This is a genomic window from Ruegeria sp. CJ3, from assembly GCF_056536725.1.
In genome coordinates this window covers 253,911-275,927 of the sequence record NZ_JBQFQE010000004.1, presented here as the reverse complement: position 1 = coordinate 275,927, position 22,017 = coordinate 253,911, and the positions used below count along the sequence as shown (strand labels likewise).

Genomic DNA, 22,017 nt, shown 5'->3' with positions numbered 1-22,017 from the left:
CTTTGCCGCCCGGTCCACTTGGCTCAATTTCAGCACCCTATCGTGCGCGCCCGACAGCGGCGCTCACATATCCGTTAACACGATTGCCGAAAAACCGAACGCATGGTCGGAAATAGGGTTGAATACGGGCGCGGACCGGGCCAGTCTCACCCGCATATGTCAATCGGGGAGAGAGGCAGCCGGATGTCCCAGGTGATCAGCTATGAAAAAATCGGTGATATTGCCGTGCTCGCGGCGCAGAACCCGCCGGTCAACGCGCTGGGGATCGCGGTCCGGCAGGGGTTGCTGGACGGGATCGAACGGGCCGAGACCGAAGGCGCGCAGGCCGTTCTGATCTATGGCGAAGGCCGGACCTATTTCGCTGGGGCTGATATTCGCGAGTTCGGCAAGACCCCTCAACACCCCTTGCTGCCAGCGCTGTGTGACCGGATCGAGGCTTCGCCGCTGCTGGTGGTCTCGGCCCTGCACGGTACCGCGCTGGGCGGTGGGCTTGAGGTGGCGCTGGCCTGCCACTACCGCATTGCGGTGCCCTCGGCCAAAGTGGGGCTGCCCGAGGTCAATCTGGGGATCATCCCCGGCGCCGGAGGCACGCAGCGCCTGCCGCGCGTGACCGGGGTGGCGCCGGCGCTGGACATCATCACGACGGGCCGTCACGTGACCGCGCCCGAGGCGCATCAACTGGGCATTCTGGACAAGGTGCAGGACGGCGACCCGCGCGAGGTCGGGTTGGCCTATGTGCGTGAGCTGCTGGCGGGCGGAGCCACGCGTCGCCCGGTCTGTGATATGCCCGCACCCGCGCCGATGGATTTCGATGCCACCTATGAGGCCGTGCTGAGGAAGGGCCGGGGCCAGCTTTCCCCGGCCATGGCAGTACGCGCGGTTCAGGCCGCATGCGAAGCCGACAGCTTCTCCGCCGGTCAGGCGCGCGAACGTGAGCTGTTCATGGAGCTTATGGCCTCGGACCAGCGCAAGGGGCTGATCCACGCGTTTTTCTCGGAACGGGCGGTTGGAAAACTGCCTGAATTGCAGGGGATCGAGCCGCGCCCGGCACATCAGATCGCCGTGATCGGTGGCGGCACGATGGGTGCGGGCATCGCCACCGCCGCGCTGCTGGCGGGGCTTCCGGTGGTGATGCTCGAGATGTCGTCTGACGCGGCCCACGCGGCCAAAGGGCGGATCGCAGGTAACCTCAGCGGCGCGGTGAAGCGCGGCAAGCTGAGCCAAGCCGATCACGATGATATCCTTGAAAACAAGCTAACACTTGCGGTTGACTACAGCGCGCTCGGAACTGCCGATTTGGTGGTCGAGGCGGTGTTCGAGGATATGGACATTAAGAAACAGGTATTCTCACGGTTGGACGAGGTCTGCAAACCCGGCGCGGTACTGGCCACGAACACGTCTTATCTGGATATCGACGAGATCGCGCGGGCGACCGGGCGACCCGACGACGTGATCGGGCTGCACTTTTTCTCTCCCGCGCACGTGATGAAGCTGCTCGAGGTTGTCGTGGCTGACAAGACCGCGCCCGAAGTTGTGGCGACGGGGTTCGCGCTGGGCAAGCGACTGGGCAAAGTGTCCGTGCGCGCGGGCGTCTGCGACGGGTTTATCGGCAACCGTATCCTCAGCGCTTATCGCGCCTGCGCCGACCACATGGTTCTGGACGGGGCCAGCCCCTATCAGATCGACGCGGCGCTGACCGGGTTCGGCTTTGCGATGGGGCCGTTTGCGGTCTCGGATCTGGCGGGGCTGGATATCGGCTGGGCCACGCGCAAGCGCAAGCGGGCGGCGGGGCAGGACCCGCGCGTGCGCGACAGCTCTTATGCCGACAAGCTGTGCGAGGCGGGGCATTTCGGTCAGAAGACCGGCAAAGGGTATTACGTCTACGAGCCCGGCAAGCGCGGCGGTGTGCCGAACCCCGAAGTGATGCCTTTGATCGAGGCCGATCGCGCGACGCAGGGCATCACACCCCGGGCGTTCAAGGATAAAGAGATCGTGCGCCGCTATATGACGGCGATGGTCAACGAGGCCGCCCGGGTAGTTGGCGAGGGCATCGCCCGCCGTCCGCTGGATGTGGATGTGGTGCTGCTCTATGGCTACGGCTTTCCGCGCTATTGGGGTGGGCCGCTGAAATGGGCTGACATCCGGGGGCTGCCCGAGGTGCTGGCGGATATCCGGGCTTGGTCCGCCGAGGATGCCTATTTCTGGCAACCCGCGCCGCTGCTCGAGCAACTGGTGGCCGAGGGTCGTACGTTCGACGATCTGAACAAACAGGTCTGAGACGGGGATACTCCCGCGCCCGCGCGACATTGGCTGCGCCAATACCGCTTGCGGCCTTGGGCCCGGCATCGCGCAAGGCGCGATGCCGGGCCCAACAGGAGGAGGTGTTCCGTCAGGAACATCGACGACTGGCGGGAGGGTCCCCGTTTATGTTCGCGCACCTTCAGCTGCCGCCCGCACGGCGCCGATGTTCTCGCCATAGACCTCGGGATTGGACACCGATCCGCCCTTGAATACCGCAGACCCGGCAACCAGAACGTCGGCCCCTGCGGCCACCACCAACGGTGCGGTCTGCGGGTCGACGCCCCCGTCGATTTCGATATGCACCGGGCGGTCTCCGATCATCTGACGCAGGCGACGGATCTTGGCGGTCATGTCGATGAATTTCTGCCCGCCAAAGCCGGGGTTGACGGTCATCACGCAGACCAGATCGGTCAGATCCAGCAGATGCTCGACCGCCTCAGCCGGAGTGCCCGGGTTCAGCGCCACACCTGCCTTCATCCCGGCGGCGCGGATTGCCTGCAGGGTACGGTGGGTGTGTGGGCCAGCCTCGACATGGGCGGTCAGCACATCGGCCCCGGCATCGGCATAGGCCTGAATATACGGATCGACCGGAGTAATCATCAGGTGCACATCCATTACCGTTTTCACATGCGGACGGAAGGCCTTCAGCGCCGGAGGGCCAAAGGTCAGGTTCGGCACGAAATGCCCGTCCATTACGTCGATATGGACCCAATCGGCCCCCTGCGCTTCGATGGCTTGAATTTCCTGCCCGAAATTGGCGAAATCGGCGGACAGGATGGATGGCGCGATCTTGATGGTGCGGTCAAAGCTCATGGTGGGCCTCATGGCAGAAGGTGAGTCTGTTTGGCGCGTATAACGGTGATGGTGGCCAAAGTGTAGACCCGACGGCTGTGCTGCGGAATTTGCCGATCTGGTACCGGCCTGCGGCGGCGGATGGCAGTCAACATGCTGTTTGTCAGAAGGATCAGTGGCGCGACTGCTGGCTTGAGCCCGAGGTCACCACGGCTCGTCATTTGGATGCTCGGTTCCCGGCGGTGAAATTATCTCGATGAAGTTATCGCGGATGGCGTGGGCAAGCGTTTGCAGGTGTGCTCAGATGCCGATCATTGCCGGTCCCGCCGTGCGGCGGGGTGCGAAGGGCGTTTAAGCAAGGAGGATGCTTTTATGATGCGTGAACACGTTCTGGGAATCGATCACTTGGGCCTGACGGTTGCGGATCTCGATGAGACCAAAGGGTTCTTTGTCGATGCGCTGGGTTGGGAGGTGGTCGGCGGGCGGCCCGAATACCCGTCGGTCTTTATCAGCAACGGGTCGGCGGTGCTGACCTTGTGGCAGCAAAAGGGCGAGGATCAGCGCGCATTTGACCGTCACGCCAATGTGGGCCTGCATCATGTCGCGTTCAAAATCCCCTCGGCCGAGTCGTTGGATAAGGTGTTCGAGACGGTCAGCAACTGGCCCGGCGTGGAGGTCGAGTTCAGCCCCGAACCCTCGGGCGGAGGGCCCAAGATCCATTTCATGATTCGCGAACCCGGCGGCAACCGGATCGAATTTGCCTACGACCCCAGATAGAGACACATGGCGGCCGTCGGCTTGGACGTCTATCCGGCCTCCGGTTGCCATGCCCAAGCCCGCGCGCCGCGCCCTCACCCGACCCCAGAGCGAGGGCGGCGAGGGTTTTGGCTGTGCCAGAAGCTGAACTCCGGCAGATGCGCCGTCAGCCAGACAGGGCGTAGCGATGGATCAGGTGAAACCGCCCGTCCGGTGCCTCGCCCGTCAAGGCCAGATCGGGGATGCGGAAGGGCGCAGGTAGCAGCGGGGCGAGCCGGGTTTCCAATACCTGCTGCACCCGCGTCAGGCTCGGCTTGTCCAGCCGGCTGCTGAGTGTGATGTGAAAGCGGAACGCCTCCAGCACGTAAGGATAACCCCATTGGGCAAGGTTGGCCTCTTGCACCTGCGTCAGACCGGGGGTGCGGCGGCGGTCCAATTCGGCCTTGGACGCGGGTGCGCGGAACGGATCCAGATCGCGTACGCAGGCAGCGGCCAGCGCGTTCAACGCATGTGTATCACCCAGCGGGCGTAGCGCCAGAAAGCGGCCCATCCGGGCGATTTCCAACCCGTCCAACACCACCGGGGCCTGCCGCGCGGCCAGCCGGGCGCAGGCGCTCTGCAAAGCGGCAAGCGTCTGGTCGCGGGCCAGAGGGAACGGCGGCTTCAGCGTGGCGTGCAGGCCGTATCTGCGCGGAGCTTCGGTGACGACAGGGAGATCCACGCCCTCGATATCGGGATGCGCTGCAGGTTGGCCGTGTTCCATGTTCCAGCCCAGCCAATGCGCGCCGAAGACCGTCCACTCAGCGCCCGCGGGCGGTGCGAAATAGATCGCGTATCGCTTGAACGTCACATTGGCCTCCTGCTTGGCCGCCTCTATGCGCGGTAGAACAGATAGCGGTCGGGGGCGATGGTCTCGGGGCCCTTGATCTGGGCGAACCCTTCCAGTGGCTGACCCGAGATCAGCAACGCGCCGGGCCGCATCACCTGCGCGATCAAGGGACTGAGGCGGGCGGCTTCGGCCACGTCTTCATGCTTGATCCCCCGCCCGAAATCATAATGCGCCAGGGCGATTGTAGGGCCACGTTCCGCCAGCTTTTGCAGCATGGGCTCGGCCTCGCCCTGCAGAAAGTCTTCGGGCGGAGGGGTGCTGTCCGGGTGGCATTGCAGCACCCGGTCCATCACCCAGATCCGGCGCTGAGGCAGGATCTCGCGCAGATGGTCATAGGTGCGACCGTTGCCCAGCCCCATGTCCAGAACGTCGCCGTCTTGGCCATCAATCTGCCGTGCGGCCCAGTTCAGCCCGTCGCGTTGCGCGGTCAGGCGGCGTAGCATGGAATCCAGTCGGCTCATGGGGCACTCCTTGGGGTCGTGGGCGCGGTCCAGACGGTCGTAGGGCCGTCCAGCAATCGGCGCAGCAGGTCATGGGTAAAGGTCCAGATGTCTTCATCATGGACAAGGTGGTGGGTCAATATGCCGAAGGGCTCGGTGTTGTCGGCACGGCCTTCGCGTCGGTCGCGCAGCAGGTCCGCCGTCTGATCGATCAGGCGCGCAGGATTGGCCAATCCGCGCGTCCCGCGCCAGTTGATTGGGTCCAGATGCGTGTTGATCTGCTGCAGCCCCGGTGCAGCCTCAGCTGCCGCGCGCGGTGTGGCGGTGGACAGCATGCGAAACCCGAGGCGGGGCAGATGCGCGGCCACCTCGGGCGCGATCCGGTTCCACGGAGGCACAAACATCGGGCGCAGCCGTGCGCCAAACAGGCCTTGCAGACGCGAGAGACCCGAGCGGGCCTCATCAACGATGGCGGCGATGGGACGATGCAGGCGAAACTCCGAGCTTTTCTCGCCGGTCGGCGCATGGTTGCGATGTGCCCAGCCATGTACAACCGGGACCAGGTGCGGGTTATCTGCCACATATGCTGCAAGGGTTGCGTCCGCATCCCGAGGGATCACGGCCAGATGCACCGGCAGTCCAAGCGTTTCCGACAAGGCAGTCAGCCGCTCCAGATGCGGTGTGACGGTGACGGCATCGTCGTCGCGCCACCACAGAGGTAACGACAGGCCTTCGGCGCGCCAGCGATCCAGTTCGTTCAGCAAGGGTTGCCAGTCGGGCGTCATCGCTTGGCCTCCAGCAAATCCGTGGCAATCCGGACTGTTTGCCGCGCACCGTCGGAGGCATTGGTCAGCGGGTCGCGCGGCCCGTCTTTGATGACCCGCGTCAACGCGTTTGCAAGGGTCGCGCCGGTCAGATCCCGGCTCGGCAAAACCTCAATCGCGGGCAGGTGCGACAGGCTTTGCCCGCGCAGGCTCTGTTCCACCTCGTTGCCATCATCGAACGGGATCAGAACGGCCGGAGTGCCGCTTTGCAACAGGTCCATCGCGGTGTTGTAACCGCACATGCTGACCGACGCGGCAGCCAGAGGCAGCATCTGCCGGAAATCGGGGCGCACGGGGTCCAGCGTCACCGGGGCACCTTCGGCCAGTTCCCAGAGTTCGGCAATGCGTGCGGTTGCATCCTGTCCACCGACCAGCAGGCGCCAGCGCCGGCTGGGCATCTTCCGGGCGGCCTCGATGGCCGCGCGGAAGATCGGCTGCCCCACCGAGCCACCGCCCGCGCTGACCAATACCTCATCGCGCCCAATGCCGTCGGGATGCGGCAGCGGGGCCGCTGGGGCCACGAATCCGGTGTAATGAAGACGCGTGGCAAGCGCCTGAGAGACGGGCCAGCTGACCTCGAGCGGTGCTATGGTTGGATCAGAATGGACCAGAACGCCGTCATAGAACTGCGCCACGACAGCGTCAGCACGGGCAGCTTTCTCGGGTTTCGACGGAGGGGCCAGAATATCGCGGATTGAACTCAGGATGACGGGCGAGCGTGGCAGGTCCCGAGCCGTCTTTAGTGCGGCCAAGAACTCGTCGGCCAGCACACGCCTGCCAAAAGGATAAAGTTCGGTAATCAGAACATCGGGTTCAAACCGGCGTACCGCCTGCGTCAAGGCCATCAACCGGGCGGCCATGTGGTCTGGACCGGCCACCGCGCCCGACTGATCCAGCAGCCGTGTGAAGTTGGTGCCGTCCGAACGCAGCGGCGGCAGCCCCAGCACGGTCAGGCCGCGTGTATCAAGCTGCGGCGCCGGCATTCCGCCTGAAACGACAAACACATCGTGGTTTTCCTGCGCAAACGCCCGGCCCAGCGTCAGAGCCCGGCTCAGATGGCCGGTGCCCAGCAGATGCGTGACCACGATCATGACCTTCATCGCGTGACCTCGCGCGGGATCAGGCGGATAGGGTCGGCGGCCGGTTTCATGGCCTCAAGCTCCACCACATAGAACCGGTTTCGCTTAATCTTGAACGGGGCGGGGCCCGAGAACTCCCATCCCCAGGCTTTTGCGAGGATGACGCGCATGATGCCGATGTGGCAGACGGCAAGATTGTCCCCCTTCAGCCCTGCCAGCCAAGGCGCGATACGGGTCCAGAGGTCGGCGGGGCTTTCACCGCCCGGTGGGCGGAAATCCCAACCCCACTCCTCGATATGGCGATAGCCGCTGTCGGCCTCGGCAATCAGGTCGACCCCGCGCTGTCCTTCCCATTCGCCCCAGTTCATTTCGGTCAGCGCAGCCGATGTCTGCGGGTCCTGACCCGAGACCAACCGTGCCGTCTCGACCGCCCGGCCAAGGGGGCTGGACCAGAGGGATGCGTTGTCCCAGGGCGGCGGCAGGCAATAGCCCGCAAGTTCGGCCTGCGCCTCGGAGTCAAGCGGAATATCGCTGCGGCCCTGAATGCGGCCCGCGCGGTTCCAACTGGTATGGCCATGGCGCAACAGGGCGAGCCGGGTCATTGGGCAGTCTCCAATAGGGGGCGAACGGTAGTCCAGAAGCGTTCGGTGGCGGCGGGCATCAGATGACGGCGGGCGACGTAGTCGCGGGCGCGACCGCCCTCGCTCTGACGCAGGTCGGGATCGGTCAGCAAGGTTTGGATACGCGCAGCCATCGCCTTGGGGCCAGCGTCGGCGCTCGGGTGGTCCGATGGCATCAGCACGTCGCGCACGCCGGGGCGGTCCTGAGCGGCGACCGGCACGCCGCTGGCCTGCGCCTCAAGATAGACCATCCCGTATGCCTCGTTGACGCCGGGCCAGATCAAGACCGAGGCGTCACGATAGACGATCTGCAGCGCAGCCCGGTCAAGCTGACCCAGAAACCGGACCCGGCCACCGAAGGGGGCCATCAGCGCCTCGACCTGCGGGCGGGCGGGGCCGTCCCCGGCGATGTTCAGCTGCCACGCTCCGCTCAGGCTGGCCAGCGTCTCGGCCAGAATGGCATAAGACGCCAGCTTGTCGCCCGGCCGCATCATGCCGACCGCCAGCATCGGGCCGGTTCCAGTCGAGGCGGGGGGCAAGTCGGCTGTCGGCAGGAAGGGGGGAAGTTCGGTAAGGATTTGCGTGCCGCAGCGCTCGCGTTCAAGGGTGATCAGGTCGTTGGCGGTGTGATAAAAGATCACCAGCGCCGCATCGCTGGCCTGATGCGCATCGCGGGCAAACCCGGACCATGGCCCCGTCAGTCGGCTGGTGGCCCGCGTGCTTTCAAGCTGCACGTAAGGGATGCCGCGCGCCCGGCTGATCACGGGCCCCAGTAGATCGGGAGCCTTGTAGTAATTGTGGTAGGTCACCCACAGGTTGGTATCGTCGGGCAGGTCGGCGATCAGCCGCGCCGCCTCGGCCTGTGCCTGCTGCCGCAGGTTGGCCTGCACCGCGCTGTCGCCCGCGCCGTCATAGATCCGCAGCTGCGAGGCCAGTTCGACGAGATCGCCCTGCGCGCCGATAGCTGTCATCAGGTTCCGGGCCATTTCGCGGTCGCCCGAGGGCTTGGGGCTGTCGGGCGGCTTCATCGGAGCGTAGAAGGCAACCCGCGCCATCAGGACAGGGCCCCATCGCACAGGGCGCTTAGCCGGGCCGACAGACGATCGATCCCGGGGGCCATGCGGAACTCGGCGATCAGGCGATCGTGGGCTGCTGCAGCCATCTGCGCGGCCCGGTCGGGGTTTTGGGCAATGTCAGTCATCGCCGCTGCCAGCGACACAGGATCGTCCTGAGACAGAAGGCCATGCACACCGGTTTCGATGAATTCCGGGATCGCCGACACAGGTGTCGAGAGGATGGGCAAGCGCTGGGATGCGGCCTCCATCAGCACATTGGGCAGCCCGTCACGGTCACCGTCTTCGGCGATGCGGCTGGGCAAGACGAACAGATCGGCGGCGCGCATGGCGTCGATCACCTCGGGCTGATCACAGGCCCCTTTCCAGCTGATCCGCTGCGACAGTCCCACAGCATCGGCCTGTGCTTTCAGCGTCTGGCTCAGCGTGCCCCCGCCGATATGGGTCCAGTGCCAATTGACGGAATCCGGCAACAGGGCCAGAGCCTGGATAAGCCGGTCAAACCCCTTTTTCTCGACCAGCCGTCCGACCGAGAGCATGTGAAACGGCCCCTCGGTCGCGCGCGGCGCCCGGTCGGGCGGGGCGGGAAAGCGCGACAGGTCCAGCCCGTGATAGATCAGGTCGACCCGTGCAGGGTCATCCGCCAGATCGCGCAGATGCGCGGCCCCGATGGCTGTGCAGGTGGCACCGAAGGCGGCACCGTGCGTGGCGGCCTGCAATTTCTCGCGCTTTTCCCAGTCGGGAGAGGTCCAGATATCCTTGGCGTGGGCCGAAAAGCTCCACGGCAGGCCCCGCATGATGGCGGCATAGCGGGCGACCGATGAGGGAGTGTGCAGGAAATGGGCATAGAGCGCCTGCGTCTGTGCAGGCAGCTCAGCGGCCAGAACACAGGCCTGCCCGAAGCGGCGAACGCGGTTATGCGTGAGCTCGCGGCGCAGGTCGTGCCGCCAGATTTGATAGGCCTGATCATAGCCGGGCAACCGGGCGGCGACACGGCGGGCTTCGGCGACCCGTTCGGGCTCGTCGTGCAGATATTCCGGCAGGTAATGCACCTGCCCGCGAAAGCGGTCATGCAGCGGGTGGCGCTTGATGTCCGTGGGATGACGCAGAGACCAGATGTCGAACGCGTGCCCGGCCTCCTGCAGGGCCACCAGTTCCTGTGCGATGAACGTCTCGGACAGGCGTGGCCAGCCCTTGACCAACACCGCCAGCTTAGGGCTTTTGGCGGTCATCCGGTGGCGCGCTCTTGTTCTGCACCCAGCAGGGCATCGACGCGGTGAGTGACGTATTTTAGCCCGTCCAGCAACCCGGCCCGAATGGCCTGCGATGGCAGCGGCTGCCCCGGCAGGTCGCGGATCGCGCGGATCATTGCATCCGCCGTCAGCCCATCACGGGTTTCGTCCAGCATCCGTACAAGCCCCAGATCCTCGGCGCGCGAGGCGCGGATCCATTGTTCAAGGCGCGGGGTCGTGCGTGGGACAATCACGGCGCGCTTGTCGAAGGACAGGACCTCGCAGAACGTGTTGTAGCCGCCCATGCAGACGACACCAGCAGCACCGGCAAACAGGGTCTCGATCTGGGATTCGAAGCCGACCGCGGTCACCCGCCCGTTCAGCGCGGCAACGCGGGTTTCGAAATCGTCGCGCAGTTCACCCGACAGGAACGGGCCGTAAACCAGCACGGCGCGGGGCGACAGGGTCGGGTCTTTCTCGTATGCCGACAGGACAAGGTTGACCATGGCCTTGCCATCGCCGCCGCCGCCAGGGGTGATCAGGATATAGGGCTGTTCGGGCGACTCGCCGATCGGGCCCAGATCGCGCCGCAGATAGCCGGTCCAGTGAATGCGCTGCTGTACGGCGGGGCTGAGCGGCAGGCCCTGCGTCGGGTCATAGACCGAACGCAGGCCATAGACCCAAACCTCGTCGTAGAACCGCTCGGTCGCGGCGACCGCATCCTTGCGCTGCCATTCGGCGGCCAGCACTTCCGGCTCGTCCAGTACGTCGCGCAGGCCCAGCACGAGTTTGGTCGAGCACGAATGTTCCAGATATTCCAGCGTGGGCAGCAATTCTCCGCGAAACCCGGTGGGTTCCTTGTCGACGATCAGCACGTCGGGGTCGAACTGCTCGACCGCGGTCTGGATCAGGCTCGAACGCAGTTCGGTCACCTCATCGATACCCATCCCAATCGTTCGCGCGGCATAAGAGCCATCGGCGCGTTTGGTGACGCCGGGCAGGCGCACGTGGTCGACGCGGCGGGGAAAGGTAAAGCGGCCTGCAACCGGCGAGCCGGTCAGAATCAGCGCCGAGGCCCGCTGATCGGCCTGCGTGATCGCCGCGGCCAGTGCCCGCGACCGGCGCAGGTGACCCAAGCCGAACGTGTCGTGGCTGTAAAGCAGGATGCGCGGGGCGCGGCCTTGTTTTTCGTGTGCTGTTCCTAGGCTCATGCCTTTGCCTGTTCCAGAGTCCGGTGCAAATCCGCGCGTTTGCCCCTGTTATCCTATATGTTCGGTGCCCGCTTGCCAAAAGCGACAAATGTCGCTGCGCAAATCTGTCGCTCATGGCCAATTGGCAACAACCGGTTCCCCGGTAAATCGTGGGCGCAGTGTTTCACCATGGACCGTCCCCTTGCGCCTGACGCGGTCATATTCAATTTTCATTGGCTTGGAAACACTTTATCCCACCATTGCGCCGGGAACACGGGGCCAGCCGGATGTTGTGAAGGCGTGTGGGAAGATTTGAACCCGCAGGGCGGCTTCTGTAGTCTTATGCGCAACTGCGAATTGGATGAAGCGCATCATGAACAAGACTATTCTGGCCGGGCTGGTTCTGGCATTCTGGGCTGCAACGCTGGTTTTGGTGACCCAAGCCACAGCGCAATCGCTTATCCCGGGCTATCCCACCGGTGCCACGGAAGAGACCGAGACGGCCCCCGCGGACGGCGATGTGGCGGCGGCCATTCGTTCCGCGACCGAGGCAGGGGCCAGCGTCATCGTGATCGACAGCGCCGGGCAGGTGGTTTCGACACCCGGCTCGGGTGGGGCAACTGCCGAGCAGGCCGCGGCGGACCCGATGGCCGGGGGTTCGCAACTTATGAAGGCGCAGGAGCGTTTTTCCGAGTTCCGAGAATCCGTCCGTTCGCGGCTTGAAGCGTTGCCGTATTCGGTTTTCGAGGTGCGCTATGTGCTGCGGCAGACAAGCCCGGACGGGCGCATCCAGACCTATGTGGAAGTCCTGTTCTGGAATGTTTTGTTCCTGTTGCTGGGGCGCTGGCTGTCCACGGAAATCTACGGCAAACGCATCGCCAAGCGCTTTGTCGTGGCGCGGATCAAGGAACAGCCGCACGGCTATCGGGAAAAGATGCCGTTTCTGGTGTTCCGTTTTCTGATGGGGATCGGCGGGACGGTCTTTGCCATGCTGATGGCGCTGATCGTCGGGTACCTGTTCTTTGGCGAGGCCGAGGATATCTCGATCCAGTTCACGGTGACGGCCATCTTCACGGCGTTCTTTCTGGCGCGCACGGTGTCCGATCTGTGGCGCATGGTTCTGTCGCCCTATCTCAGCCAGTACCGGTTGCCGCCCTTTTCCGACCGTGACGCAAAACGGCTGTATGTCTGGGCGTCGGCGCTGGCGACCTATGATATTTCGGTGGTTCTGTTCTCGACCTGGGTGGCGGATTTCGGGCTGAACTATAACGTCTATGCGATGGTTTATGGCGGGCTGACCCTGATCGGGATGCTGGGCAATGTGCTGATGATCCTGTTCAACGCGCGTGCCATTTCCAACGCAATCCGGGGCGGTCGTGCGCCGGATCAGGTGTCGTGGATTTCGCGCTTTATCTCGTTTGCCTGGGCCCCGGTGCTGATCCTGTACATGGTGTTCAGCTGGTTCAAGCTGGCGGTGGATCTGGTGCTCGAGGTGCAGGACTCGGTCCCGATCGTGGCCAGCAGCTATGCGATCTTCATGTCCGTCGTGGTGGCCTATGGCGCGATGAACTATCTGCTGGAACGCTATTTTGACCGCAACCGCAAGATTGAGGAGCTGAACGCCGAAGCCGACGAGATGGCAGCCGAGGAACAGGCCGAGACCGCCACGCCCGAGGCCGAAAAGCGCAAATATGCGATCCTGACCTACGAGGACCTCGCCCGCCGCGTGGCTGGAATTCTGGCCTTTGTGGTCGGGGCCTATGCGCTGGTGGTGATCTGGAATCCTCAAGCCAGCTGGAGCGAGGATTTACCGGTCGGGCGTGCGCTGGACGTGATGGTGATCCTGTTCATCGGCTATATCCTGTTTCATTTCTTCCGTGTCTGGATCGACAGCAAGATCGCCGAAGAGACCGATGATGGCAGTGCCGAGGCCGAGCTGGGCGATGAAGGTGGCGAGGGCGGGCAGAGCCGTCTGGCCACGTTGCTGCCGCTGTTCCGCGGGGCGATATTGGCGGTGGTTGTGGTGACCATTGCGCTGATCGTGCTGATGGAGCTTGGGATCAACGTCAGCCCGCTTTTCGCCGGTGCCGGTGTGGTCGGTCTGGCCGTGGGCTTTGGGTCGCAGACCTTGGTGCGAGACATCTTCTCGGGCGCATTCTTCCTGATGGATGATGCGTTCAGGAAAGGCGAATATATCGATATCGGTGACGTGAAAGGCACGGTCGAGAAGATCTCGGTCCGGTCCTTCCAACTGCGGCATCACCTTGGGGCGCTGAACACCATTCCGTTTGGTGAGATCAAGGTGCTGACCAACTATTCCCGTGACTGGGTGATCATGAAGCTGCCTTTGCGGGTGACCTATGACACCGATGTCGAGAAGGTGCGCAAGCTGATCAAGAAGTTGGGGCAGGAGTTGCTGAGTGATCCGGTGATCGGGGACAATTTCATCCAACCTCTGAAGTCTCAGGGCGTGATCGAGATGCAGGATTCCGCGATGATCATCCGGGTCAAGTTCATGACCAAACCCGGCGATCAGTGGCTGGTGCGCAAGAAGGTCTATCAGGACATTCGCGAGCTGTTTGCCCGCGAAGGCATCCGTTTTGCGCACCGCGAGGTTACCGTGCGTCTGGCCGATGACAAGGAAGCCGAGGACCTGACGCCGAAGCAGCGCGAGGCCGTGACGGGTGCGGTTCAGGCGGCGATTGACGAGGATTATCTGGACGATATCGGACCCGGAGGGGACGACCGCTAGGGCGGTCTCCCGCCCCTTTGATCTGCGTCGCTGACGCGACACCGCCCAAAGCGTTGGGCCGGGCCGCGCTCCGCGCGGCGGGTGCACTAGGTTGAGGGGTTGGCCCAGATTGCGTCTGAGGTTCCGAGTTTGCTGGCGGGCAGTGGCCAGATCATCTGCGCAGGCCCAACCGTCAGGGCGGGTTGCAGGCGGTGGCCCGGACCCCATCCTGAGGCCTCAGTTTCTTCACCGTAGTCTGCTGGGTTCGCATGGGTGATGTCTTCACCTGCGCTGCCTTTGGCGAGGGTTGCCAGCAGTTCGGCCGTGCGGGCAAGCGACAGGCGGGCGTCCATTACGGTTTGGCCCGAGGCGGCCTCGGTCATCGCCGAGAGAACGGCGGCGGCCATCAGGTAGCCGGTGGCGTGATCCAGCGCTTGTACGGGCAGCGGGGTGGGTTTGTCAGCCCCGGCCCATTCCATCCCGGCGTGGGCGATTCCGGCGCTCATCTGGACAAGGCTATCGAACCCGCGCCGCGTGGCCCAGGGGCCTTGCCAGCCATAGGCGTCCAAGGTGACCTCGATCCGGTTGGGGGCCAGTTGATCGCGGGTGGCTTTGTCCAGCCCGATCGCGTCCAGCGCGCCGGGGCGGTAGCCGTGCACCAGTACGTCGGCTTGGGCCAGCAAGTCTTTCAACTGTGCTAACCCATCGGCCGCTTTCAGGTCCAGATAGGCGCAGCGCTTGCCCAGTGAGATGTCGGGGATCACTCCGGGTTCATCCCAGTCGGGCGGATCGATGCGCAGCACATCCGCCCCAAACCCGGCGAGCGTTCGGGTCGAAACAGGGCCTGCCAGAATCCGCGTCAAGTCGAGCACGCGCAGCCCAGCCAGAGGGCGTGTCGTCGTGGCCTCGGGCCGGTCACGCAGCGTGACGTGGCGCGGGCCTTGCCAGCCGATCAGTGGTTCGCGGGTTACGGCGCGACCTTGCGGATGATCCTGCCATTCGGACCGGCTGCGCATGGCGGCGGCCACGCCACCCTCGGCGACGATGGCGGTTTCCAGATCGAAGACGGACCAGTCCTTGATTGCGCGCGTCACGGCATCTCGGTCCGCCGCGACTTGTAGCACCTTGAGGGCGGCTGCGCGGTGATGGGGCAGGTTGGTGTGTAGCCTGATCCAGCCATCGGCGGCCTTGTAGTCGCCCGCGATCGCATCCCACAGGCTGGGCATGTCCCATCCGTCGGGCTTGAAGGAGAAACCGTACCACAAAGACGCGAGGCGGTGGTCGACGGTGATCTCTGGTGGTTTGTCCGCCAGATTGGTCGCCACCATCAACCGGGCCAATTCCTGACCCACAGCGGCAAAGCTGGCCGTGGCCAGTTCAGATACTGCGAAGGCGCTGGGGCGGGCTCCGGTCCCTGTGACCTGATAGCTGTCGGTTGCGGGCAGGGCGGAAAGCAGGCTCATTGCTGATAGGGATCAAGGCTGTCGCGCAGCCCGTCACCAAGAAAGTTGAAGGCGAGCACCACTACGATGATCGGCAGCATCGGGATTGCGGTCCACGGGTAGATCTCGATCGACGCAAGGTTCTGCGCGTCGTTCAGCATGACGCCCCAACTGACCGCAGGGGCCCGCAGGCCAAGGCCGAGGAAGCTGAGCGCCGTTTCCCCAAGGATCATCGCAGGGATCGATAGGGTGGCCGATGCAATCAGGTGGGACATGAAGTTCGGCAGCAGGTGCTTGCGGATCACCCGGCCGGAACTTGCGCCCATCATCTCGGCGGCGCGCACGTATTCCTCTTCCCGCAAGGACAGGAACTTGGCGCGGACGGATCGGGCGAGGCCGGGCCAATCGAGAATGCCGAGGATGATCGAGATGATGAAGAACACCGCAACGGGGCTCCAGTTTGATGGCACGGCGGCGGACAGCGCGAGCCACAAGGGTAACTCGGGCAGCGAGCGCAGAACCTCGATCACGCGGTTGATGACCCAGTCGATGCGGCCTCCGAAATACCCGGCCATCGACCCGAACAGGATGCCGAGGAAGAACGACACCGAGATGCCAATCAGACCCACGGTCAGCGACAATTGCGCGCCATAGAGGATGCGGCTGAATACGTCTCGGCCCAGACGGTCCGAGCCCCACAGGAACAGCGTCGCGCCTTCGGGGGCGCAGAACAGGTGGGTGTCTGACTTGATAAGCCCAGCCAGCTTGTATTCGGACCCCTCGCAGAAGAACCGGATGGGGCGAGGGTCTTCGGTGTCGGGGACGAACTTCCATTGAAAGGTTTCCAGATCGGCCTCGGCCACGATGGGGTAGACGTAGGGGCCGATGAACTTGCCTTCGTGGAACCAGTTGACGGATTGGGGCGGGGCGTAAAGGTGCTCTCCGTTCCGATCATTGGGGCCGTAGGGGGCGATGAAGCCCGCGAAGGGCAGCATCAGATAGCACAGCAGCAGGAAGATGCCCGAGATCAGGCCCAGCTTGTGAGTGCGGAATTTACGCCAGACCAGCACCCAGTTGGGCGCGTCGAGGTCCGCGCGTTCCAGTTGCTGGATCGAGGCTTGGGGGTCGAACGGGGCGTCGTCAACATATCTGTCGTCAGGTCTGTCGGTCATGCTTCGCGCCCCTCGTACCGGATGCGCGGGTCGAGCATGACTAGCAGGATGTCAGAGATCATGGTGCCGATCAGCGTCAGCAGGGCCACGAACATCAGGATGAAGGCCGACAGGAACTGGTCCTGCGTTTTCAACGCGGTCAGCAGGGTCGGGCCGATGGTTTGCAAGCCCAGCACGACCGAGACCAGAACCGAGCCCGAGACCATCGAAGGCAGCAGATTGCCGATATCGGCCACAAAAGGGTTGAAGGCCACGCGCAGGGGATACTTGGTCAGCATCCGCGACGGGGCCATGCCCTTGGCGATGGCGGTTTCCACATAAGGCTTGCCCAGCTCGTCCAGCATGTTCGCGCGCAGGCGCTGCATCATGGCCGAGGCTCCGGACGTGCCGATCACGAAGGTCGGCACGATCAGGTGGATCAGGATTGATTTCAGTTTCTCCCAGCTCATCGGTTCGCCCTCGAAGGACGGATCCATCAATCCGCCGATCGGCAGGTTGAAATAGCGATGGCCATAGTAGAACAGGATCAGCGCCAGCAGAAAGTTGGGGGTGGCCAGCCCCAGATAGCCGACGAAAGCTGAGGTATAGTCGATCCAGGTGCGCGATTTCGCGGCGGCCAGAACCCCTAATGGCAAGGCTACCGCGTAAACAAACAGGATCGCCGCCAGATTGACCACAACGGTCAGCCAGAGCGTATCGCCGACGATCTCGCGCACGGGGCGATCGAATTCAAAGGACCAGCCGTAATTGCCCTGCAGCAGCCCCTCGAAGCCATGCGGCCCCGGCCAGAAGCCCATCCAGATCAGGTATTGTTCCGGGAGGGACCGATCCAGCGAATATTCCTTGCGCAGAAATTCGGCCTTGGCCACGCCCGCAGACTGGCCCGAGGCCTGCAATTCCGCGATCTGGTTGCTGAGGTAATCGCCGGGCGGCAGGTTGATGATCACGAAGATCAGCACCGACACCACCAACAACGTCAGCAGCATCGTGAAAAAGCGATACACCGCATAGCGCAGCATGACCATTTAGCTGCTCCTGATCAGTCGGCGAAGAAGAACTCGTCCGGGCGGTGGATGCCGAAATGCGCGCCGGGTTCCCACGCCCACATGGCCTGTTCGGGCACGTTACGCAGACGGTTCGAGACGACGATGGGTTGGGGTGCGCCGTTCAGAATGCCGATGGCGTAAAGCTGCTGGGCGTGGATATCCAGCATTTCAGCCCATGCTGCCTGACGCTCTTCGTCGGTGGTCGCGATCTCCCAGTCATGGGCCAGCGTCATAAGGCGTTCGGCCTCGGGCATGTCGGGCGGCTCACCGGCGTCTCCGCCGGTCTGGTAATACTGCCCCCATTTGGGCCAGGCCAGAAACACCTGATCGGTCGGGGCAAGATAGGCCGGAGAGGTATGGTTCTGCGGAATCCCATCATCCCAGCCAAACCAGACCGAGGCCATGGTATTGCCGGAAAACACCCGGTTGCGCAGGATATCCCGGTCCAGAGGTCGCATGACCAGATCGACCCCGATTTCGCGCCAGGTATCGGTGACGATCTGCAGGGCATTCTCGACCTCCTGCCGCTCGCCTGCGGTTTCGATCACCAGCTCCATCGGGCGGCCATCGGGCAACAGCCGGATGCCGTCCTTGTCGCGCTGGGTCAGCCCGGCCTCGTCCAGCAGGGCGTTGGCCGCGTCGACGTCATACTGCGCCCAGGCCTGCGCGTTTTCTGCGTCATAGAAGGGCGAGGCCGGCAGAACCGACATCGCGCCGGGCTGCGCCAGCTTGAAATAGAGCGCCTGATTGATCGTGTTGCGATCAATGGCCAGCGACAGGGCGCGGCGGACCCGCACATCGCGCAGCACATTGCGCCATGCCTCATCCTCAAAATTCAGGTTCGGATAGATCGCGATTTGCGAGGCAACCCCGGTTTTCCACAGCAGGGTTTTATAGTCACCGCCCGCTTCACCCTTCTTCAGGATCGAGGCATCGCGGAAGGCCAGCCCGCGCCCCTGCAGATCGCTTTCGCCCGCATTGGTCTTGGCCGCGACAAGGCCAGGGGCCACGATCTCCATCTCGACCACATCGATATAGGGCAGTTGCGTGCCGTTGGAATCGATGCGGTGGTAATATGGATTGCGCACGAAATTATGCCGGATCTTCTTGCCCGAGCTTGCGTTCAGCCACGGTTGCAGCGTCGGCAATTCGTGGTTGTCGAACTTATAGAGGTTATCCAACTTGTTATGCAGCGCCGCCCAGCTTTTGACGCGGGCATCTTCGACCTGAAAAGCCAGCTCTTCGGCGTCGGCAAATTTCTCATGATATTGCTTGAGGAACTCTGACGGCCGGTAAATGAACGGCGGACGGGCCTGCGCCAGCGATTGCAGGAAGTTCGGGTTGGGGTCCTCCCACTCGAAAATCACCGTGGTTTCATCGGGGAAGCTGACGACCGGGGGCTTGCCCTCGACCATCAGGAAATCCGGCGGACCCGAGGGGCTGAGCAGTTCGTTATTGGCCACATCCTCCCACCAATAACGGAAATCTTCCGAGGTGAAGGCGGTGCCGTCCGACCATTTATGCCCGGGGCGTAAGTTCAGTGTGAACTTGCGGTTATCTTCATCTTCGTAGGAGGCCAGCAGGTCGGGCACGATGTTGTAGTCATGGTCAAAGCCGACCAGCCGCGCATAGCCATAGACCACCATCTGGCGGATATCTTTGGACCGGGTGACCATGGTACGCAATGTGCCGCCCTGTGTGCCAAAGTCGCGGCCCTTGGCACCCAGATCGACGATCAGCGGGTCCTGCGGTACACGTTCAGCCGCTGGCGGCAGGGCGCCGCTGTCGACCTCGGACTGCCAGAAGGGGCTTTCCTGCAGGTTCGAGGGTATCTCTGCCGTGGCGGGCAGCATCCCCACAAAGGCCAGCGAACTGGCCAGAAACAAGCGATGAGTGGTCTTAAACATGGCAACGTACCTTATGGCCGGGCTCCATCTCTACCAGTGAAGGTACCACGGAGTCGGAAAATCGGAAGGCATCATCCCAACTGTCTGGCGAACCCGCGCCCAAAGCGACCAGTTTCAGGTCGATCGGGCGATTGATGTCGGGCTCTGGCTGGGCAGCGATCAGTGCCTTGGTGTAGGGGTGGTGGGGATTGTAGAATAGGGTCTCGGGCGGGGCCTGTTCGATGACAAGACCCTGCCGCATCACTGCGACCTCGTCGGCGATGCGGGCCACGACGGCCAGATCGTGCGAGATGAACAGGTAAGACAGGTTCAGACTGTCCTGCAGGTTTTCCAGCAGGGTCAGGATCTGCTCTTGCACCGACACATCCAGCGCCGAGGTCGGCTCGTCACAGACAATCAGCGCCGGGTCCAGCATCATGGCGCGCGCAATCGACAGACGTTGACGCTGACCCCCCGAGAACGCGTGGGGATAGCGTTTCAGCATATCGGCATTCAGGCCGACCCGCTGCAGCATCTCGGCCGCTTTGTCGCGTTGTTCGGCAGCATTGCCCAGCCGATGGATCTCCAGCGGTTCGGTCATCGCGTCCTGAATGCGCATCCGCGGGCTGAGCGAGCTGTAAGGGTCCTGAAATACCATCTGCGCTTTGCGCTGAAAGGCAGTACGCTCGGCGCGGGTCATTTGATGAACGCGGATCGGATCACTGTCGGGCGCGGGGCGAAACAGAACCTCGCCGCCCGGATCGGGAGGCTCGGCCCCCAACGCGATGCGCGCGGCGGTGGTCTTGCCCGAGCCGCTCTCGCCGACAATCGCCAGCGTTTTGCCGCGTGCCAGCTTCATGTCGACGCCGCGACAGGCGTGGATCAGTTTGTCGGCCTGCCAGCCCTTGCTGGACCGCATGGTATAGGTTTTTGACACGCCGGTCATCTGCAGGATCAGATCCTCGTCGGGCATCGGCAGCCCGACCGTATCCTGATCAGGGATCGAGGGCGCGGCATCGAACAATTGTTTGGTATAGGGATGGGCCGGGGCGTTCAGGATGGGCGCGGCGGGCCCGGATTCCATCACGCGGCCCTTGTGCATGACAACGACCTGTTCGGCCATATTGGCCACAACGCCCAGATCATGGGTCACAAGGATCAGTGCCATTCCGGTTTCGCGCTGCAACTCTTTGATCAGCCCCAGGACCTGCGCCTGTGTGGTCACATCCAGCGCCGTTGTCGGCTCGTCCGCGATCAGCAGTTCGGGCTTGGCGACCATGGCCATGGCGATCATCGCCCGCTGCCGCATCCCGCCCGACAGCTCGAACGGGTACGAGTCATACGCCCGCTGCGGATCGGGAAAACCGACGCGTTCGAACTGGGTCAGAACTTCTTTGCGGGCCTGCGCCTCGGATGCGCCGCGATGCAGCCACAGGACCTCGGAAACCTGATTGCCGATCTTGTGCAGCGGCGACAGCGACCGCATCGGTTCCTGAAAGATCATCGAGACCCGGTTGCCACGCACGGTCCGCATCTGACGTTCGCTGATCTTTGTCAGGTCCGCCGTGCCATGCGAGTCGTTCAACAGGACAGTGCCGCTGCGAATTTGCGCGGTGCGCGGCAGAATGCGCAGCGCCGCCCGGCACGAGATGGTCTTGCCCGACCCGGATTCGCCAACCAGCGCAAGCGTTTGCCCGGCCTCGACATCGAAACTGACGTTCCGGACGACAGAGTCGCCCGTGCCAAAGCCGATGCTCAGGTCCCGGACAGACAACAGCGCCGTCATGCGGGTTCTCCACCCGGTTGGCCGTGGGTTGGCATCGCCTTTTGATCTCCCTGACTTTTTTGACGCAGTTTCGCGCGGTTGGGGCGGGCTAGTCAAACACCTTCTTAGGGGAATTTGTCGCGGAAACGTGAAATACGCGGCATTGCACCTACACAAGTCGCCGGGTTTTTGTCATCAAAGCCGCAACTGGCCCCATCCGGGGTTCAGGCCGCCATCAAGGAGAGAACCCGCCGTGACCGACACGCAAAGCCGTCTGGACCTGTTCATCGACCGTATGGTGTCGCAGCGCGCCTGCCTGGATTTCGCCATCGCGCAGACGACCGGTCAGCCCGGCCCGGTGTTCGAACTGGGGCTGGGTAACGGGCGGACCTATCACCACATGGTTACGCATATTCAGGACCGCCCGGTCTATGTGTTCGAACGCGCGGTCGCTTCGCATCCCGACTCGACCCCGCCAGAGGACTTGGTGATTCTGGGCGATGTGCGCGAAACGCTGCCCGCCTCGGTTGCCCGTTTCGGAGCCTCGGCCAGCCTGATTCATGCTGATCTGGGCGGGCACAATCGGGAAAAGAACGACGCCTTTGCCCGGTTCGTCTCACCCCTTATCGAACCGCTTCTGGCCCCCGGAGGGTTGATGGTGTCCAGCGACCGGATGTATTTCGACGCTCTGACCGAACTGCCCCTGCCGCAGGGTGCGGTTAAAGGGCGTTGTTTCATCTATCGCCGCTAGGCACCGGTTCCACCGGTCTGGATTGTGG

At 63.5% G+C, this 22,017-nt stretch carries 18 protein-coding genes; 4 read left to right on the top strand and 14 right to left on the bottom strand.

Features of this window, described 5'->3' with window-relative positions:
* Positions 1-183: 183 nt before the first annotated feature.
* Positions 184-2,277, top strand: a complete 2,094-nt coding sequence (locus ACR0J1_RS09645) for an FAD-dependent oxidoreductase (protein ID WP_480732372.1) — start codon at positions 184-186, stop codon at positions 2,275-2,277.
* Between the two features lie 147 nt (positions 2,278-2,424).
* Here the strand turns inward: ACR0J1_RS09645 and rpe are convergent, their stop codons facing one another.
* Positions 2,425-3,114, bottom strand: coding sequence for a ribulose-phosphate 3-epimerase (gene rpe, locus ACR0J1_RS09640; RefSeq protein WP_480732374.1), 690 nt, complete (start codon positions 3,112-3,114; stop codon positions 2,425-2,427).
* 351 nt (positions 3,115-3,465) lie between these two features.
* On the opposite strand from rpe, the gene ACR0J1_RS09635 reads away from it, so the two are divergent.
* Positions 3,466-3,870, top strand: a complete 405-nt coding sequence (locus tag ACR0J1_RS09635; RefSeq protein ID WP_480732376.1) for a VOC family protein — start codon at positions 3,466-3,468, stop codon at positions 3,868-3,870.
* Positions 3,871-4,015: 145 nt separating this feature from the next.
* Here ACR0J1_RS09635 and ACR0J1_RS09630 read toward each other — a convergent pair whose 3' ends face one another.
* From ACR0J1_RS09630 to ACR0J1_RS09595, 8 genes are read right to left on the bottom strand one after another with little or no spacing between them, the layout of a single operon-like run.
* On the bottom strand, positions 4,016-4,699 hold the full coding sequence (locus ACR0J1_RS09630) for a DUF1045 domain-containing protein (protein WP_480732378.1): 684 nt from the start codon (positions 4,697-4,699) through the stop codon (positions 4,016-4,018).
* A gap of 23 nt (positions 4,700-4,722) precedes the next feature.
* Positions 4,723-5,199, bottom strand: coding sequence for a class I SAM-dependent methyltransferase (locus ACR0J1_RS09625; protein ID WP_480732380.1), 477 nt, complete (start codon positions 5,197-5,199; stop codon positions 4,723-4,725).
* A complete protein-coding gene (locus ACR0J1_RS09620; protein WP_480732382.1) occupies positions 5,196-5,963 on the bottom strand; it encodes a polysaccharide deacetylase family protein in 768 nt (255 codons plus the stop codon). Before ACR0J1_RS09620 ends, ACR0J1_RS09625 begins: the two co-directional genes overlap by 4 nt.
* Positions 5,960-7,102, bottom strand: coding sequence for a glycosyltransferase family protein (locus ACR0J1_RS09615; protein ID WP_480732384.1), 1,143 nt, complete (start codon positions 7,100-7,102; stop codon positions 5,960-5,962). Before ACR0J1_RS09615 ends, ACR0J1_RS09620 begins: the two co-directional genes overlap by 4 nt.
* Entirely contained in the window at positions 7,099-7,683 is a 585-nt protein-coding gene (locus ACR0J1_RS09610; protein WP_480732386.1) for a histidine phosphatase family protein, read from the bottom strand. Before ACR0J1_RS09610 ends, ACR0J1_RS09615 begins: the two co-directional genes overlap by 4 nt.
* Positions 7,680-8,756 (bottom strand): glycosyltransferase family 4 protein, encoded by a 1,077-nt coding sequence (locus ACR0J1_RS09605; RefSeq protein ID WP_480732387.1) that lies wholly within the window; start codon positions 8,754-8,756, stop codon positions 7,680-7,682. The genes ACR0J1_RS09610 and ACR0J1_RS09605 overlap by 4 nt, the downstream gene beginning before the upstream one ends.
* Positions 8,756-10,006 carry a glycosyltransferase family 4 protein gene (locus tag ACR0J1_RS09600; protein ID WP_480732389.1) on the bottom strand — a complete coding sequence of 417 codons (1,251 nt, stop codon included), beginning with the start codon at positions 10,004-10,006 and terminating at the stop codon, positions 8,756-8,758. The genes ACR0J1_RS09605 and ACR0J1_RS09600 overlap by 1 nt, the downstream gene beginning before the upstream one ends.
* Positions 10,003-11,217: a glycosyltransferase family protein gene (locus ACR0J1_RS09595; protein WP_480732390.1), complete on the bottom strand. Its 1,215-nt coding sequence runs from the start codon at positions 11,215-11,217 to the stop codon at positions 10,003-10,005. Before ACR0J1_RS09595 ends, ACR0J1_RS09600 begins: the two co-directional genes overlap by 4 nt.
* Positions 11,218-11,569: 352 nt before the next feature.
* On the opposite strand from ACR0J1_RS09595, the gene ACR0J1_RS09590 reads away from it, so the two are divergent.
* Positions 11,570-13,948 carry a mechanosensitive ion channel domain-containing protein gene (locus tag ACR0J1_RS09590; protein ID WP_480732392.1) on the top strand — a complete coding sequence of 793 codons (2,379 nt, stop codon included), beginning with the start codon at positions 11,570-11,572 and terminating at the stop codon, positions 13,946-13,948.
* 86 nt (positions 13,949-14,034) lie between these two features.
* On the opposite strand, the gene ACR0J1_RS09585 is transcribed toward ACR0J1_RS09590, so the two are convergent.
* The 5 genes from ACR0J1_RS09585 to ACR0J1_RS09565 are packed head-to-tail and all read right to left on the bottom strand — an operon-like array spanning position 14,035 to position 21,259.
* Positions 14,035-15,390 carry a CoA transferase gene (locus ACR0J1_RS09585; RefSeq protein WP_480732394.1) on the bottom strand — a complete coding sequence of 452 codons (1,356 nt, stop codon included), beginning with the start codon at positions 15,388-15,390 and terminating at the stop codon, positions 14,035-14,037.
* Positions 15,387-16,541 carry an ABC transporter permease gene (locus ACR0J1_RS09580; protein WP_480732395.1) on the bottom strand — a complete coding sequence of 385 codons (1,155 nt, stop codon included), beginning with the start codon at positions 16,539-16,541 and terminating at the stop codon, positions 15,387-15,389. The genes ACR0J1_RS09585 and ACR0J1_RS09580 overlap by 4 nt, the downstream gene beginning before the upstream one ends.
* Entirely contained in the window at positions 16,538-17,566 is a 1,029-nt protein-coding gene (locus ACR0J1_RS09575) for an ABC transporter permease (RefSeq protein WP_480732396.1), read from the bottom strand. Before ACR0J1_RS09575 ends, ACR0J1_RS09580 begins: the two co-directional genes overlap by 4 nt.
* A gap of 14 nt (positions 17,567-17,580) precedes the next feature.
* Complete coding sequence (locus tag ACR0J1_RS09570; protein ID WP_480732398.1) at positions 17,581-19,494, bottom strand: ABC transporter substrate-binding protein; 1,914 nt, start codon at positions 19,492-19,494, stop codon at positions 17,581-17,583.
* Positions 19,487-21,259 (bottom strand): ABC transporter ATP-binding protein, encoded by a 1,773-nt coding sequence (locus tag ACR0J1_RS09565; RefSeq protein ID WP_480732400.1) that lies wholly within the window; start codon positions 21,257-21,259, stop codon positions 19,487-19,489. The genes ACR0J1_RS09570 and ACR0J1_RS09565 overlap by 8 nt, the downstream gene beginning before the upstream one ends.
* Positions 21,260-21,491: 232 nt before the next feature.
* On the opposite strand from ACR0J1_RS09565, the gene ACR0J1_RS09560 reads away from it, so the two are divergent.
* Positions 21,492-21,989, top strand: a complete 498-nt coding sequence (locus ACR0J1_RS09560) for a class I SAM-dependent methyltransferase (RefSeq protein ID WP_480732402.1) — start codon at positions 21,492-21,494, stop codon at positions 21,987-21,989.
* The last annotated feature ends 28 nt before the right edge of the window (positions 21,990-22,017 follow it).